This window comes from Paenibacillus polysaccharolyticus, from assembly GCF_900102085.1.
In the GTDB taxonomy this organism is placed as follows: Bacteria; Bacillota; Bacilli; order Paenibacillales; family Paenibacillaceae; genus Paenibacillus; species Paenibacillus polysaccharolyticus.
On sequence record NZ_FMVM01000007.1, the window covers coordinates 54,074 to 70,794 of the forward strand.

At 45.6% G+C, this 16,721-nt stretch carries 12 protein-coding genes and 1 tRNA gene; 2 read left to right on the forward strand and 11 right to left on the reverse strand.

The features are described from left to right. Positions 1-223: 223 nt before the first annotated feature. The 3 genes from BLQ13_RS11060 to BLQ13_RS11070 all read right to left on the reverse strand — a co-directional run bounded on the left by BLQ13_RS11060 (position 224) and on the right by BLQ13_RS11070 (position 5,639). Positions 224-4,084: a S8 family serine peptidase gene (locus BLQ13_RS11060; protein ID WP_090919149.1), complete on the reverse strand. Its 3,861-nt coding sequence runs from the start codon at positions 4,082-4,084 to the stop codon at positions 224-226. A 439-nt stretch (positions 4,085-4,523) separates the two neighbouring features. Next, positions 4,524-5,318 carry a class I SAM-dependent methyltransferase gene (locus tag BLQ13_RS11065; protein ID WP_338060871.1) on the reverse strand — a complete coding sequence of 265 codons (795 nt, stop codon included), beginning with the start codon at positions 5,316-5,318 and terminating at the stop codon, positions 4,524-4,526. 247 nt (positions 5,319-5,565) lie between these two features. Next, a tRNA-Arg gene (locus BLQ13_RS11070) sits at positions 5,566-5,639 on the reverse strand. Between the two features lie 286 nt (positions 5,640-5,925). Here BLQ13_RS11070 and BLQ13_RS11075 point away from each other — a divergent pair. Next, positions 5,926-6,219 (forward strand): magnetosome magnetite crystal formation protein family, encoded by a 294-nt coding sequence (locus tag BLQ13_RS11075; protein WP_090919151.1) that lies wholly within the window; start codon positions 5,926-5,928, stop codon positions 6,217-6,219. A 219-nt stretch (positions 6,220-6,438) separates the two neighbouring features. On the opposite strand, the gene BLQ13_RS11080 is transcribed toward BLQ13_RS11075, so the two are convergent. Both BLQ13_RS11080 and BLQ13_RS11085 read right to left on the reverse strand, forming a co-directional pair. Continuing rightward, complete coding sequence (locus BLQ13_RS11080) at positions 6,439-6,795, reverse strand: hypothetical protein (RefSeq protein WP_090919153.1); 357 nt, start codon at positions 6,793-6,795, stop codon at positions 6,439-6,441. Between the two features lie 75 nt (positions 6,796-6,870). Then, positions 6,871-7,170: a hypothetical protein gene (locus tag BLQ13_RS11085; RefSeq protein WP_090919156.1), complete on the reverse strand. Its 300-nt coding sequence runs from the start codon at positions 7,168-7,170 to the stop codon at positions 6,871-6,873. A gap of 193 nt (positions 7,171-7,363) precedes the next feature. Between BLQ13_RS11085 and asnB the strand changes: the two genes are divergently transcribed. Beyond that, positions 7,364-9,208, forward strand: coding sequence for an asparagine synthase (glutamine-hydrolyzing) (asnB, locus tag BLQ13_RS11090; RefSeq protein ID WP_090919159.1), 1,845 nt, complete (start codon positions 7,364-7,366; stop codon positions 9,206-9,208). A gap of 154 nt (positions 9,209-9,362) precedes the next feature. Here asnB and BLQ13_RS11095 read toward each other — a convergent pair whose 3' ends face one another. From BLQ13_RS11095 to BLQ13_RS11120, 6 genes are all read right to left on the reverse strand, one after another. Continuing rightward, entirely contained in the window at positions 9,363-11,117 is a 1,755-nt protein-coding gene (locus BLQ13_RS11095) for a methyl-accepting chemotaxis protein (RefSeq protein ID WP_244159287.1), read from the reverse strand. A gap of 283 nt (positions 11,118-11,400) precedes the next feature. Beyond that, positions 11,401-12,264 carry an STM4011 family radical SAM protein gene (locus BLQ13_RS11100; RefSeq protein ID WP_090919162.1) on the reverse strand — a complete coding sequence of 288 codons (864 nt, stop codon included), beginning with the start codon at positions 12,262-12,264 and terminating at the stop codon, positions 11,401-11,403. Further along, positions 12,261-13,646 (reverse strand): STM4012 family radical SAM protein, encoded by a 1,386-nt coding sequence (locus BLQ13_RS11105; protein ID WP_090919165.1) that lies wholly within the window; start codon positions 13,644-13,646, stop codon positions 12,261-12,263. The genes BLQ13_RS11100 and BLQ13_RS11105 overlap by 4 nt, the downstream gene beginning before the upstream one ends. A 12-nt stretch (positions 13,647-13,658) precedes the next feature. Then, positions 13,659-14,444: an STM4013/SEN3800 family hydrolase gene (locus BLQ13_RS11110; protein WP_090919168.1), complete on the reverse strand. Its 786-nt coding sequence runs from the start codon at positions 14,442-14,444 to the stop codon at positions 13,659-13,661. After that, entirely contained in the window at positions 14,437-15,723 is a 1,287-nt protein-coding gene (locus tag BLQ13_RS11115) for an STM4014 family protein (RefSeq protein ID WP_090919171.1), read from the reverse strand. The genes BLQ13_RS11110 and BLQ13_RS11115 overlap by 8 nt, the downstream gene beginning before the upstream one ends. Continuing rightward, complete coding sequence (locus tag BLQ13_RS11120) at positions 15,724-16,566, reverse strand: STM4015 family protein (RefSeq protein WP_090919173.1); 843 nt, start codon at positions 16,564-16,566, stop codon at positions 15,724-15,726. Positions 16,567-16,721 lie beyond the last annotated feature (155 nt).

Genomic DNA, 16,721 nt, shown 5'->3' on the forward strand with positions numbered 1-16,721 from the left:
GTTCACCAGGAGAACGGATAGCTATCCTTCCCTGGAAACAACAACAAAAAACGGCCTCCCCCTGTACGCTTAACAGGGAGAGGCCGTTTCTTATCCTATGTCCCGATTACCGGCTTTACGCTGGTCAGAGGGAGGCACTACTTTTCTCAAACTATCTGCTTGAAGTAAAAGCTTTAGCTCAAAACCAATACTTTCACCTCATTACCATAAATGCGTACTTCCCTTACTTCACCTTCACCGTAATGGTATTGGTGGTTGTCACCCCGGCAGCGTTAACCAGCTCGGCACGGTACGTATACGTACCAGATGCTTTGCCTTTCACCGCGGTTATAGCAAATTGAGGCAGAGGTGTTGTCGCTTTGAGTGACTGTGTATCGATCAACTCATCATTCTCGTAAAGACGATACTCTGTTGCGTTTGTTCCCCACCACAAGTTCATCATCACTTTGTAATTGCCGTCTACATCCCAGTTATCATGGGAGAGTACTGCCTTACCAGGCAATGCATCGGTTACTCGTACAGTCAGCGTCTGACTGCGCGTCACGCCTTTGTCATTGGCCAGCTCGGCAACATACGTGTAGGTACCATTGGTTTTACCTTTAATTTTCGTTTGAGCGAACTGAGCCCAAGGTGCATTGTAAGTCAATTTTTGCGAATCAACCAACACGCCATCCTCATACAGTTTGTAGCTTGTCGCATTCTCACCCCACCACATGTTCATGGACACCGTGTAGTCGCCCCCTAACAGACCATTCACAAAGCCGTTATTGTGGGACAAACTAGGTGTTCCAGGCGCTTTCGTAGCCGGAGTTTCAGGTTCAGTCTGTGCAGATTCCACTTTAATGGTAGTGCTAGCCGTACCAACAAGACCTTGCTCATCTTTTACCGTTGTTTCCACGGTGTACGTTCCGCCTTCAACACCTTCCAATGGGTATTGGAAGCTACCATCCGCCTGAACATTAAACGTACCTTCTTTCAACGTTGAGCCATCTTCTTTTTTCACCACATAGGATGCTTTAAGCGCTGTCGTCGGATCAAATGTAATGCTCCACCCTTTAGCCAGTGCAGGCGCAACGCGGAAATACAAATCATCCACCGTACCGCCAATAACAATAGCATCCTCCGCTTTGAAGTCCAATGATTGCGGAGCAGTTACTGCTGGAGCTGTCTTTTTAACCAAAAATGGAGGTGTATCTTCTTTGTAGGTCTTGCCATCCGTGCCGATGGTCGTGATATCTACGGTGTACAAGCCATCTGCAAGTTCGGTTACTTCTTCCGTTGTGTAATCCGAATACTGACCATCCCAAGCCAGCGTGTATCTGGCATTTGCGTTGAAGTTATAGTAATTACCAAAGATCGAGCCAATGTATCCATCTTGATAATGACCACCTTCAGGATCAAGGCCGTTATAAATTTCAATGAGTGCAAACGTCATTGGATTATGGAATTCCATTGCAACGTTCAGCGTATCCAGGGAACCGTCTGCCTTCAACGGATAATAGAACGGATTTTTCGCAGTTCCTTTTACCGTTTCAATATATTTCACACCGCTTGAAGTCACATTAAAGTGAGCCACATACGGCACTGTAAACGTGTTGGTTCCATTCGTAATTTCAATGTAGCCCTGTGCCTCGGTTAGTGTAGTGACACCACGAGGAACCGTAACCGTTACAGCGAGTTCTTCTTCTCCATTCAAAGTGAATGAAGTTTTATCAACGGCAACAGATACCCCAGGCACGGTACGAGTCGGATTCACATTCACCGTGTACTCGCCACCGCTTCCGTTCAAGGCCTGAACCTTGATCGTTTTGGTTACTGTTTTTGCATCCGTACTTAAGAAGTTACCGTAGTTAATGCTTCCTGTGATGTTTTCTTTCTCGACAACCGATCCACTCTCGGTATACTGAGTCACATCCATGACTTTGACAAAAGCGGCTGGATCAATGGATTTCACCGCTTGAATGCGGCCGGCACCTTGATCAAACACATCATATTTAGCTGTGTCCATGACTTTAGCGTTATTCATCAAAGCAACTTTGACATCAAAAGGTGTCCAGTCCGGGTGCTTTTCAAGCAACAGCGCAGCTAGACCCGCTACATGCGGTGCAGCCATACTTGTTCCACTTTTGCGATCGTACGATTGAGCATAATCGGCACCCGGCTCATCTTTACCATAAGCAGGGACGGTGGATAGAATGTTGGAGCCCGGTGCAACAACATCCGGTTTGATATCCAACGTTACTTTGGCAGGCCCGCGGGAACTGGAAGAACTCATCTCATCCCCAGGTGTTTGACTGCGCTCAAAATCACTGAAGCTTACTTCAACAGGTTGCCCCGCGTCCAGTTGAGCTTTAATGACTTCACCATCTTCCTTCGACATGCTCAGTGTCGGAATCAGGTCGAAGTTATCACCAAGACTTACGCCAATCGGACCAGGAATATTGTTATACACAATAACTGCCACGGCTCCTGCCGCTTTGGCATTGGCAATTTTCTCGACAAAAGCAAGTTCTCCGCGTTGAATCAACGCGACTTTGCCTGTAAAATCTTTACCTTCAAAGTCAGCTGGTTTACCCAAAGCTGCAAATTTAACATCATATCGACCTGTCAAAACCGCTTCAGGATCAGCCGCAAGACTCCATCCCATCACATCCAGACGATATACAGATTCTGTAACAGATAAGGATGTCACTTCGTCCGCTGTTTCATTGTCAGCATTGGGTACTGGAGCTTCAGCTTGATCAGATTCAGGCTGTGCTGATGCAGCATCTTCTACTCCGTTTTCCGATGTAGTCGCTTCCGCTCCACCTTCTGGCGCGATTACTGGTGTAACGGCAGGTTCCTGCGTTTCAGGTGCATTCCCCAATTCTGGAGTTTCCTCACCTTCTTCACCGATCCAGAAATGTGTATTCGCCGTAATGACCTGACTAGGTCCTGTAGAGTTACCTACCGTAATTGCCATAGCCGATGCCCCCGGTGAACCCAAGGTATAACGATTAGGCCCGCTGTTACCACTGGATACAACCGCAGTTACACCAGACAGCATCGCGTTGTTCAATGCAACCGAAGTGACATAGCTCGGATCATTACCTTCAGCACCAAGCGACAGGTTGATGACATCCATTCCGTCCGCTACTGAGCGGTCAATTCCGCCGAGTACCCAAGACGTCTGTCCACTGCCATAAGGTCCTAAAACACGGTAAGCATAAATATCCGCTTCAGGAGCAATCCCGATGACCCCATAGTCTCCTGCTTCACGAGCGGCGACCGTACCTGAAACGTGTGTACCATGAGAAGTATAATAAGAGCTTCCTCTTTCATTAAGCTCAGGCTGGCCTGATGCTTTCCATTCCTGATAGGTCGCTTCATATGGATCATCATCGTTATCTACAAAATCCCATCCACCTTTATAAGCATCGCGCAGATTCGGGTGATTGTAGTCAATACCGGTATCAATAACGCCAACTTTCACACCTTTTCCTTTGTACCCCAGATCCCATACTTCAGGAGCTCCGATAAAAGGGGCTGTATCTTTCATGTGCGGATTCACTTCGCCTGTGTCAGGCGCAAGCGTCACTTCATAGTCAGGATATACACTGACTACACCTGGTATTTGAAGCAATTGTCCCAATTGGTTCCCTTTTATTTCAAGGGCTACACCATTAAGAGCATATGCATAATTGTCCAGCACTTCGTGTTTGATTTTTTTCTGAGTGAGGCTATGTACAAATGACTGTTGTTGGTTTTCAACCTGAGTCACAGCCTTTGTTTCCATAGAGGAGGTAAATGATCTTCCTGAGAGGGTTGATTCGCCTTGAGCTACAGCAACAGGTTTGTTAGAAAGCTCAACAATGACTCGTGTGTTCTCTCCGCCGAGACCATTCAGGCTTTTATCCAAAACTGGATCGGCAGCAATTCGAGCTTCCCTATTGGCAAGCACTTCTCTCATTTGCTTTGCTTTGGTGCTGTTTAACGTGTTATCCAGTTGAATTGCGGAGTCTGCAGAAGCAGCTCCAGCTGCAGGCAGGATAAGGGAAAAAACCATAAGGACACTCATTAACATAGATATCAATCGTTTATTCAAGGCTATGCCCTCCTTCTTCGTGTAGATGTCTCACCAATGGGATCTTGCTGCCAGAAGCACTGCAATACTTTCGACCAAGTTCACCGCCAATCTGCAAGATGTTTGACCCCTGGTAAATTATTCTACCAAAATATCACAAATTCCTTCTAATTACTTACATTTTGATATAGAAATTACTTATATGGGTCTTTAGTAGGGTAAATATTCGCATTTGTATATTTTTGTCGTTTGGATATTTAAATTTTAAATTTCCAATATGAAAACAGGAAAAAACCACGCTTTTCTGAACGAAAGAAAGGCATGGTTTTCTATGATTACCATTGCGGATTTTCAGTTTTGATTGGTTTTATACGATTTTCACCGATGTAAGAATGGGAGAGAATCGTTACCAGTTGAGTGATATAAATTCATATAACATTAAATTTAAGCGATTCAATGTTTAAACTTCGGGTTTGAATGCCTCAATACGAATACGTTTGTAATCGGCATAGATCGCATCGTTTTTCCACAGCTTAGGAATCACGATCTCGCTAATTTCCTGACACCATTCCTTCACCTTCTCAGAACTGAAACCCTCAAAATAGTCATCTCCAAAATGAGCCAACCAGCCTATGATGCCATCTTCCCCATCTGCTAGTTTGGTAGGACGGTCATAGTGATAGGCCTGACGAACCACAAAGCCTCTGTCTTCCAAAAGAGTGCTGTATTGTGCAATCGTCGGAAAATACCATGGATTACGTTCGGAAGCCTTGATCCCTGTATGCCGTTCCAGCACTTCCTCCAGTGCGTTAACGATGATCTGCACATTCCCTTTACCGCCAAATTCGGCCACAAATCGTCCTCCAGGCTTCAGTGCATGCCACACACCGTCTACAACATTTCGAGGCTTTCGCATCCAGTGCAACGCAGCGTTAGAAAAGACCGCATCGTACTGTCGCTCTGTTTCGAACTGCTGACCATCCGCTTCCCAGAACTCCAATTCCGGAAACTTTTTTTTCGCTTGAGCAATCATATCTGAGGAAGCGTCTATACCAGTCACTGCTACCTCGTATTGGGAAATCTCATGCGTTAAATCACCGGTTCCACAGCCAAGGTCAAGGATAGATTCTCCTTCTGTCGGACGAAGCCAGGGTATGAGACTTTTTCCATACTCCGATACAAAAGCCAGTTGATTGTCATACTCTTGCGCCTGCCACTGATTAATTGATTTCATCTGCTCCACCGTCGCTTTCACTGTTGATATCCTCATTGTGGCACAGATTTTCTTATTGATAAAATATATATATTCTATTTCACTTATAGGAAAAACCAATTAAACAACAATATTGTAAGCAGAACCAATGCTTAGCTCGATGAAGGAAAAAGATGAAGGAGAAATATGCACATCACATGAATCCTATCGATGTGGATGTTCCGACGAATCGCCCGAGGTTCTCATCCCTATAACGCAAAAAACTTCCCGAAGGAAGCTTTTCTACTGACGTCCCAGGAGGGATTCGAACCCCCGACCGACGGCTTAGAAGGCCGTTGCTCTATCCTGCTGAGCTACTGAGACAAATATGTACAATAAAATTCGGCACGATCTCTATTATACTCCGATTTCTATTTTTAGCAATAGTTTTATTAAAAATTAATAATGCATCCCAATAACAACCAGTATCGTATGAGTATGTATACTTAGACAAAAAGCCGAATAAGCTAATCTTTTTGAGGTAATATTGAAGTAATAACGAGAACTATCAATCGTAACCGTACCAAGTGTATACTTATTCAGCACCCTTCCATCTGGGTAATCTGTTGCATACATACATTATGACATTCTATTGAAGGAGAGAATATTTATGAGACAACTTTTATCATCACTATCCTATTTCAGCATTTTTTTTGCCCCGTTTCTGTTTCCCATTATCGTATGGATTGTGGCGAAAGATGAATACATTGCAGGACATGCGAAGCGAGCACTTTTCTCCCATGTCTTCCCTTTCCTTGCGGCGATCCCGCTACTGTATTTCTTCATAACAGCCCACAGTTTAGCATCAGCAATCGGGTTTGTCGTTCTGTTCTTTGTCATATACGGCTTGAGTTTTGTATACAATGTGGTAAAAGGAATTCAAGTTCTACGTGAATATTACTGATAATACTGAATGTTACTTATACTAGCGCATCGATATCAAAATATGCCCTAACACAAACAACCCGCTATGATGTTACGGCGGGTTGTTTGTCTATCAACACTACTCTTTATTCTGCATACCTTACGCTACGTTGTTTTCTGTTACTCGAAACTTCCTCTACTTCACATCCCATTCTTCACTACCCTAATCAATTATCACATGTACAATTCTGCTATCTGATTACCCCTGACCAATCAGGTACCGTTGCAGCGTAGGGCCAAGCAATCCAAAAGCAAACAAATTACTTTGAAATTGAGCTTTATCCTCTTCTGCCGTAATGCCCTCGCTATTTTCAAATGCTGTTTCCGTCGCATCTTCAAAGGCGGTATGCATGTTGTTGTTATACCAGTCAATGGCTCCATCCGAGTGATTCCGCACAATACGTACCACTTGCAGTTCATTGGCGGGCTGAGTACTAGCTACATATACAAGTAATGATGGATCTCCCGCATTGCCAGGCTGTACTTCAACCTCTGCACAAGATAACCCGTCCACTTCCGTTAATCTGCGTATTTTAGCGTCCTGAATGGCATACATCGTCATCTTCTCCTTTTGTTCTGATCATTTGCAATTGTATTAATTGCTTCGTTTTCATCATGTTGCTCACTCTGTTCATGTCGTTTGTTCAATCTGGTGCTTGGTCTCTGGCGTTCCCAACCGGTAAATTTCCCGGTATACCTGTTGCAAAACAGTTTCATAAGCACGATTCACATCATGTTCTGGCGTGTCCGGCCAAGGAAATACCATTCCTGGAAAAGCCTCTTCTTCCTTTTCCTGCATAAGATATAGCAATCCCAGTAAATGTTCGGCTTCCTGCGGCGTTGCCTGAATCACCCATTCATATGACGTTACAGACGAATCCGGTATGACAGAGCGGCCCATGACGGACACATAATAGTTGGTCCTGTCCATTGCATGCACTCCCCTTCACAGGCGCTTAAAGCTGTTATCCCTACATGTAGTTTCCGAAGAGGACAGACATTTTATGCCTGCATTCGGCATATATTTGTTACGACCTCTGACGAAAAAGACAACATTTGCTAACTGCTTTCGATTTTTGGAAGCATACGGATGAATGACTCGATCAAGAAAGGATGAACAAACCATGTGCGGTATAACCGGCTTCGTACAGTGGAATCGGGATTTGACACAGGAATCGGAGTTGCTCGTTCGGATGACGAATAGCTTATCGAACCGTGGCCCCGACGCTTCGGGTACATGGATTTCCAACCCCTGTGCTTTTGGACATCGCCGCCTCAGCGTAATGGACCCGGAGAACGGGGCACAGCCCATGCATGCGTTACAAGGAGACACCTCCTATACCGTTGTGTATAACGGAGAACTATACAATGCACCCGAATTAAAAAAAGAGTTGCTTCAGCGTGGGCACCATTTCCGTACCCAATGTGACACAGAAGTTCTGCTCGCCTCGTATATTGAATGGGGACCGGTATGTGTTGAAAAGTTTAACGGTATCTTTGCTTTTGCAATATGGGACGGCGCAAGAGAACAGGTCTTCTTAGCCCGTGACCGGCTGGGCGTCAAACCTCTGTTTTACAGTAATGCAAAAGATACACTTGTATTTGGTTCAGAACCCAAAGCGTTGCTCCTTCATCCAGATGTGGAAGCTGCAGTAGGACCAGAAGGACTCGCCGAAGTATTTATTGTAGGACCTGCACGAACACCAGGACATGGTGTATACTCTTCACTTCATGAACTGAAGCCCGCTCACGCCATGATATACAGCCGGAATGGGATCAAGACCTATGCCTATTGGAAGTTAGAATCCGTGCAACACGAACATAATCTGGAAGAGACTGCAGTTGAAGTACGCCGTCTGTTGCAGGATACGCTAGAACGCCAGTTAGCTTCCGATGTTCCTGTATGTTCTCTTTTATCCGGCGGCCTTGACTCAAGTGCTTTATCAGCTTTGGCTGTCGATTATTATAACCGAACAGGGCAAGGTCAAGTGAGTACGTATTCGGTTGATTATGTGGATAATGCGAAACACTTTCAAGCCCATTCCTTTCAGCCCGGGGCAGATGGCCCATGGATTCAGCGGATGGTGGATGAGCTCAAAACCGATCATCACTGGATCGAGATTGAAAATGGTGAACTCGTTCATGCACTGACTCAAGCTATGCTGGTAAGAGATTTGCCGGGTATGGCAGATGTCGATTCATCCTTGTATCTATTCTGTAAAGAAATCAAAAAAGGAGCAACTGTCGCCATCTCCGGCGAAGCTGCTGACGAGGTATTCGGCGGGTACCCGTGGTTCCACCGAGATGAAATGCTGAATTCAGGTACATTCCCTTGGTCCGTTGCACCCGACATGCGAGCAGGGCTGTTATCCCCAGACATTCGGGAGTGGATCAGACCGCTCGACTACCTTGCAGACCGATACTCGGATGCCGTAGCAGAGGTTCCGTTACTGGAAGGGGAAACGGGGAAAACAGCTCAGATGCGTGTTATGTCTTACTTGAATATTACCCGCTTCATGCCTACCCTGCTGGATCGCAAAGACCGGATGAGTATGGGTGCCGGTCTGGAAGTCCGCGTTCCTTATTGCGATCATCGGCTGATCCAATACGTGTTTAACATTCCCTGGGAAATGAAAATTACCGGTGGAAGAGAGAAAGGCATTTTGCGAAAAGCGCTTGAAGGTGTCCTGCCTGACGATGTGCTGTATCGTAAGAAGAGCCCCTATCCCAAAACACATAATCCTCAGTATCTCGCAGCAGTCAAGCAACAGGTCCTTGAAATACTGGATGATCCAACATCACCATTACTGCCTCTTATCGACAAAGTACAGATTCGTAATCTCGCCTCTTCACCAGATGCTTCATCCAATCTGCCGTGGTTTGGTCAATTAATGTCAGGGCCCCAGTTGTTCGCTTATCTGACTCAAATCAATAGCTGGCTGAAAACATATAACGTTGCGATCCGATAATTCAATTCGCCTTCTTTCACGTACAACTTTAAGCACTGCACTTCCCTGTAAGCTATCCTGATAATTAGAGCGTTCATCCACAAAACCGCAATAAAAAATGCCCCGTACCATTAACATGGTGCAGGGGCATTTCTCATATTTATCTTTTCTTAAATTAAGAAACTTTAAAACGAGCAACAGACTGCTGTAACATCTCCGCCATAGATGAAAGATCATTCGCAGCCGATGCAATCTCTTGCATTGCAGACAATTGTTCTTCGGTTGTTGCACTTACTTCTTCTGTGCCCGCTGCCGCGTTCTCCGTTACGTCCATGATTGATTTCATAGACGCATTAATCTGCTCTACACCAGCATTCATCTGTTCAATGGAAGCAGACACCTCCTGCGCTTGTCCCGCAACACCACTAACTGAACTTCGAATGTGGTCAAAAGTAGATCCTGCCTGGTTCACTAATTGAATTCCCTCTTGCACCTCAGAAGATACCACACTCATCGAATGCGCAGCATTTCTCATGCCTGTCTCAATGGAAGAAACAAGTCCGACAATCTCTCCTGCAGACTGTGCAGATTGCTCTGACAATTTTCGAACCTCGGTAGCCACGACCTGGAATCCTCTTCCGTGCTCTCCAGCTCTCGCAGCTTCAATGGCTGCGTTAAGAGATAACAGATTCGTCTGGGCAGATATTTCCGAGATCGCGTCTACCATTTTCACAATATCTGTCGAGTGCTTACTGAGTTCTTCAATAACTCCTGCAAGGCTCGAAACTGTATTCTGAATGGAATTCATCTGACCAACCGCTGTGCGAATGGATTCACTACCCGATATCGTCTGAGCAGAAGCTTCAGCAGCCTTCTCGGAAACAACAGTTGTATTTTCAGCCACTTGCCGGAAACCGGTAGCCAGTTCATTCATCGTCTGGAATCCTTCGCTGACCATACGAACCTGGGCATCCATCCCTGTTGCGATCTCACCCATCGTAGTGGCTACTTGTTCATTAGCTATAGCCGTCTGTTCGGTACTTGCTGTTAATTCTTCCGACGAAGCTGCTACACGTTCTGCACCATCATTCACCTGATGAATCAGAGAACGCAAATTGACGGACATCACATTAAATGCTTCAGCCATCTCCCCGATCTCGTCTTTGTTACGAACCTTCAATGTTGCCCCTGTTAAGTCACCTTCCGCAATACGGCTAGCGGCTTGTGCAACAGCCTGCACCGGTTTGGAGATCATTCGGCCGATGATAATTGCGATTGCTAAGCCAATAAGAATAGAAACGACACCTAGGATAATGATCAATCGAAGAACCGTAGCTGTCTGGACATTGGCCGCGGCGATTCCTTCATCCATTGCTTTTTGCTGATGATTTTCCATCGACTCGACAATGTTTTCAAATTCAGTTATAAGCGGCGGGACGGTATTCTCCATTAACCCGGATATTTCCTCCACATTCCCTTGCTTAGTCAAAGACATTATATTTTTGGCAATGTCATAATATTTGATCATCAATTCGCTCGAGTCTGCCAGATATTGCTTCATATTGGAACTCGCAACTGTCGCTTTTAAATCTTCGCTCAATTTTATGTAATCTTCATACGCTTGCTGAAATGCGTCCTCATTCCCCTGGTCAGGTTTCATGATGTAATTCCTGAGAGCCACTTGTTGTGATTTCAGGTCAATCGTCATATTTTTAATTTTAAGCAATTTGCTTGTTCTATCATTGATTAAATCGGTGAACGTTTTCTCCAGGCTTACAAATTGAAAGTATGAGATAGCTGTAACCGCTATCAACAACAATAGAACGGATGAAAAACCGACAAGCAATTTTCGACTGATGGATATCCTTTTCACTTTGAGTTCCTCCCGAATTTCGATACAAGTATGTAAAAATAATTTATATTTTTTCATACTCACCTCCTAAAAATAAGACTAAAGACCCAATAAAATATATAGGATAATATAATAAATATATATACCATCTAATAAACAGGTCTTTATTCCTAATTAATACTAACCCAAAACCACCAAAACTTGAATCAGAAATTATTTTGAATTTTCAATAAAATAAGTCAAGACCTATTTACCAAGGATTTTGGGATCATTCCTTTATTACAGAAATAAAAAAAACACCTTCCAGTACACTTGCAAACAAACCTTAAGGTTTGAGGCAAGCACTTACTGTAAGATGAATTTATTGATGAATAAAGGTCGGATTCCGTTCCAGTAGCCCTGTGCCAAATGTTTCTCTGAACGGGGAATCCTGCATATGAATATAACCGATGTAACAGCCGCATTTTTTCATGCCACAAGGACGATCTTTAGCCAAAGCCTGCAAGCCATCACGATAGAGATGACCGATGATCCGTCGATCCTTATAACATCTTTTTACATGACCCGAGCCTTGAACATAAAACACATCCGTGCCTGCGGCACAGCGCTTGCCCAAACTATCATAGTCCTGCAGATTCCCCTCAAAGAACGGGTCAATGTCCTTGAGAAACTTGATTTCGTCCGGGGTGTAGTAGTTCGGCCGATCTTTGAACGCATTGATCCACATATATACATCGTCAGGTAGGGCATTCCTCATGGATTCTATGGCTGGAAATGCACTGCGTAGTCCAACCGTGCCGACGCTGAAAGACAGCCCCATCTGCCGTAATGTCATACATTGGTTTACAAAGGAAGTCTCTTTGGTCTCGCGAGGGTGATACGTTGCCCAAAAGGCCGCTTTGTCTACATGCAACTCACTTGCCCAATCCAGTTTCACAGAAAGGTTCGTCTGAATCGCTACCTTATCCACATGAGTCATATGTGACAATTCAACCATCGCTTCCCGATACCAGCGCCGCACCAAAGCTTCTCCGTAGGGGTTAAAGAATATCGAAAATCGATGCCCATGAATCTCCTGTTCTCTGACCCAGTTTACAAATTGGCGTAGCTGCTGTTCGTCCACATTTAACGTTTCTTTGGAATCCACTGTTTTGCTGAACGGACAATAGGGACAGTCATAGTTACAAGAGGATAACTTCCCCCGGTAATATAAGGTCGCTCTCATGAGAAAACAAATCCTTCCATCTGCTCCCGAATATCCGCAGAAATAAGCCAGTCTCCAATGGCATCGGAATATCCAAGTCCATTCTCTGTCAAACGCAGTACTCGCTCATTTTCTTCGACATCGAAGCATGCCATCTCTTCGACCAACAATTCGTTCAGCCAAGGGTAGTCAGACATCACATCTGTTCCGAACCTCTTTTGGTAGGCGGACAACATGAGTCCTTCCCGATGTAGCAGCGCTTTTAATATAAATCGGCGTTTCTGCTCTTCGCGGCTTAACACAATGCCATAATCAGCTACATCATAACGCTCGGTGCCTACATAGTCTGCAATAATGCTTTGTGTTGCCTTATAGGTCACACCGTATTTAGATGCATAATGAACCTCGCTCGTATAGGAACGGGCACCACATCCCAGACCGACCATGCCCTCTTCCTGACAACTGTACGGTAAAAGTGCTTTGGCAGAAGACTGCTCCTTCGCAAATCTGCGCATCGAATATTGGGTGTACCCTTTGCTTTTTAAAAGTTCACGTGCAGCTTTGTAAAGTTGCATTCGTATATCGGGTCCTTGACGCTGAATATCCTCTGGCTTTACGATCGTGTTTTCCCGTGTATATAGAGGATAAATAAATACTTCGCCCGGATCATAAGCCAGGACACGTTCAAGGGAATAGATCCATGTCTCCTCGGTTTGACCCGGTAAACCATAGATCAGATCCAGATTCAACAGCGGAAAATCATAACGGACCAGCTTCTCCAGAGCGCGTTCTACCTCTTGTGGTTTTTGCGGACGATAGATGGCGGAAGCCTCTGCTTCAATAAAACTCTGAATTCCCATACTCACCCGATCCACGCGCCGTTCCTTCAAGATGCTTAGTTTCCCATCCGTAACAGTGTCCGGGGATGTCTCCACCGATATCGAAGCTTGAGAAGCATCCAGTCCCATCGTATGTTCAGCAATGTCAAACAGACGGCTAAGTTGAGACTCATTCAGCAATGTCGGTGTTCCTCCACCAATTGCAAACCTCGAATACGGTCTACGCGAAGTCACTGGCGCCCACTGCTTTGCTTGACGTTCAAGTGCGTCCACATACTGTTCATGGCTGTCCTGCCGCTTGTCCGGCAGTGTGAACAGATTGCAAAACCCGCAACGAGCAGCACAAAAAGGGATGTGCATGTATAAAAAGTAAGTCTCCGTGTCTTCCTTCTCCCACAGCGATTGCAACGGAACGGGCGGATTCAGTTCACGATATGCGGTCTTATGCGGGTAAGAGTACAGATAGGAACGATAAGGGAATGTCAGCACATCACGAAGACTTGTTTCTGGATCGGAGGCAGATTGTGTGACACCTGCTGTCGTTTGCTCTGCATACTCACTCATCGGCTTCCCTCCTTATAAAATAAATTCACGGTATGGAACCGTCCAAACAACATCATGCGCCAGTCGGTGTCCGTGATACCCATCCTCACCATAGGCAGTACCATGGTCAGAAAAAGCAAGGCAGAACGTTGGCCGTTCGCGCGCTCTCATCGCTTCAAACAAAGGTCCTAACGCCTTGTCCACATATCGCAATGCGGCTCGCTGCGTATCTACCGAGTCCTCCCGGGCTCCCTCAACGAAGTATCGGTTGGGGCCGTGAATGGCAGAAACGTTCATGAAAAGAAAAAGCTTCTCGTCTGGCCCAATCTGATCAAGTAACTTTAAGGCATGGTTGACTTGATTCTCTGTTGACCTTGGATTGGTAACCCCAAAATTCATGCGCCAATAACTTTGCTGAAAATAACCAGGCAACACTTTGGCGAGAGGATTCTTTTTCGTAAAAAATATGACGCCACCGATACAGATCGTTCGATACCCTTCAGCGGCAAAGCCGGACACGATATCCGGCGTATCAAACAACCAAGTATGAGGATGGGTTTGAAGTCCCGTATTTCGAGAATGGAACAACCTTACATGCGATGCTTTGTCTGTATTGGCAGGTGTGGGCATAAAACCGCCAAAAAAAGCATGGTGAGCAGCATACGTAAAGCTCCCCGGGGTATGCCGTTTCTCCCACGAACCGGAGCCACACAGATTGGGGCAATGCTGTTCTTCCAGCTTGGCAACATCATATCGTAACGTATCCAGTGTAATCATCAATATATCATGGGAGCCTACAATGGTGTTCATATCAGGCATGTCTAACAGGCTCCTTTCGCAAAAGCTTCATCTCCCATTCATACGGGGTCAACTCTTGATGTCTGACTCGGTATAACAAGTCTCCGAACGGGTTCACGTCCAGCACGTACGCTCGTGGTTCCATGCCACTGGTAAGCATCACATCAATGCCTGCCGACCATGAATTGGGAAAAGCCAGCATCGTATCACGAGCTACTCTCTGGATCATCGACATATGTGGGTCGGGCAGACCAGCTTCCGCCGGTAGCATGCGCTCATTTCGTAAATGAAGATTGGTGATTGGGGTACGGCTAAGACGCATGACTGCATGACCGGCCTGTCCTGCCATCACAAGTTGGCGAATGTCATAAACACGTTGATCCAGCATAGCTTTGGGCATCCACCGTTCTATCTGAGCTCCTTCAGCACAAAGCCAGTCCAGCAGCGTACGAATTTCTTCAGGATGTGTATACTTTTGCAGTTTACCTTCATTGTAAAAGAGCGTTTGACCCTGGCTGGTCTCCATACCTACGGTTGTCACAGCAATCTCTACACCTGTTCGCGGATTCACTTGATATGCAACTACTCCAGAAGCAGCCGAGCCACAGGCTAGCTTAATAAAAACGCGATGCATCCGTGATGCATCCATCGCTGCTCGCAACTGTTCCCAGCACTGAATTGGCTCGGAAGAAGGTAATATCGGTGGCACCGAAATTCCTTGACGCATGAGGTGAAGCTGGCATTCTCTTTTATCAAACATCATGCCAATCTCATCAGGATCATTCCAGAATTGCACACCAGGCCATACTTCACGCGCTTCTTGGGCGATTCGGTCAAGACAAACCTTCCAGCCTCTGAACCATTGGGCAGGCGCGTAAATTCTGCCCCATTGTTGCTCTAATGTGAGCGCTGCTTCGGCAGAGAAAGATTCCCGTTTCAACTTTTGCAAGGAGGACGGCAGATCAGTTTCTACGCAGGCTTTCAATTCCTTAAAGCTCGGCACTTGATCACTCAGCACTTTGCTGTCCGAGACATCGTAGTCTGTTGCCCCGAGATGTAACAGCCCGCGTTCTACCTCCCAATCTTCCCCGGGAGCATCCAGTCGAATCAGCGGACTAGGTGGGATGAATTCCACAAGTTCGGCAAGACCGCCTCCCCGTCTCCAGGTTCGAAGAAGATTCTCATAAGACAACACCGTCGCAGGTTTCATCCCCATTTGTCTTCTGGCTTCTTGTATCCCTGCCGTTCGTCGATTATCTGGATTGCTAATTAATAACAGATCTTTTTCATGCAACATCATTTATTCTGTCAGCATCGGGAAACGCCAGTCATCCTCATCACTTTCCTGTTGGTCACTGACATCTACCGACATGCCTGATTGCTTAAAGCGCTCCATCATTTCGTCCGTCATGAAGTGATAGCTTAGGTTCAAATGTTTTAATTGTTTGATTTGTTCGCTGGCCAGCAGTGCCTCTGCACCTTCATCGGATAATGTGCCTTCGGAGAAATCAAGTATTTGAATCTGTTCCAAGATCGATGCATCTGCAGTAGCCTTGGCAATCTCATCCTGTATTTCGCTGTCCTTCAAACCAAGGTACTCCAGTTTAGGGAAACGTCCTTTTTCAAGCAATGGCAGTACGTCCTCTATTGAACCGTCAAATCCGTAGTCTTCCACACCCAAATACAGTTCGAGCTTGCGCAATTCGGGAAGTTCAGCGGAGGCAATGGAATGTAACACTTTTTTCGGAAGACCACCACAGATAATCACTAACTCTTCCAGCTTGCTGTGCTGAAGAGGCTCAAGTTCAAGTCCGCTACTGCCTTTGATCACAAACGAGGTCAAATTCGGAAAAGCTTGCAGAATTGGCGCAAGATTCGTTTGAACAATCCAGGAAACTTCGCACTCTTCGGACTCCATATCTCCGATAAACAATTGTTTTAGAGCCGGAAAACTTGGTGCAAGCTGAATTAACGTATCTTTGAATTCCTGAGGAGAATTTTCATAAGCTTGTCCCCAATCTCCAATGATTAGACTTTCCAGCGTAGCCGCTTCCGGTTTTGCTGCCAAATCTTGAAGAAGTGTCTCCATTCGAATACCTTCTTCATAGTCATCGTAATTTACAACCAGCTTCACTTCTTGCATGCCAAATCCCTCCCGTGTAAGGTGTATCATCTTTCACTAATCTGAATGTTAACCCATACCCGGCATGACTTGCAACTTCTTCCAACCCCAGTCCCAATGCCATTCCCAATCGTGCAAACCACCTCCTGTTCGGTATAGGAAAAAGAACACACGTT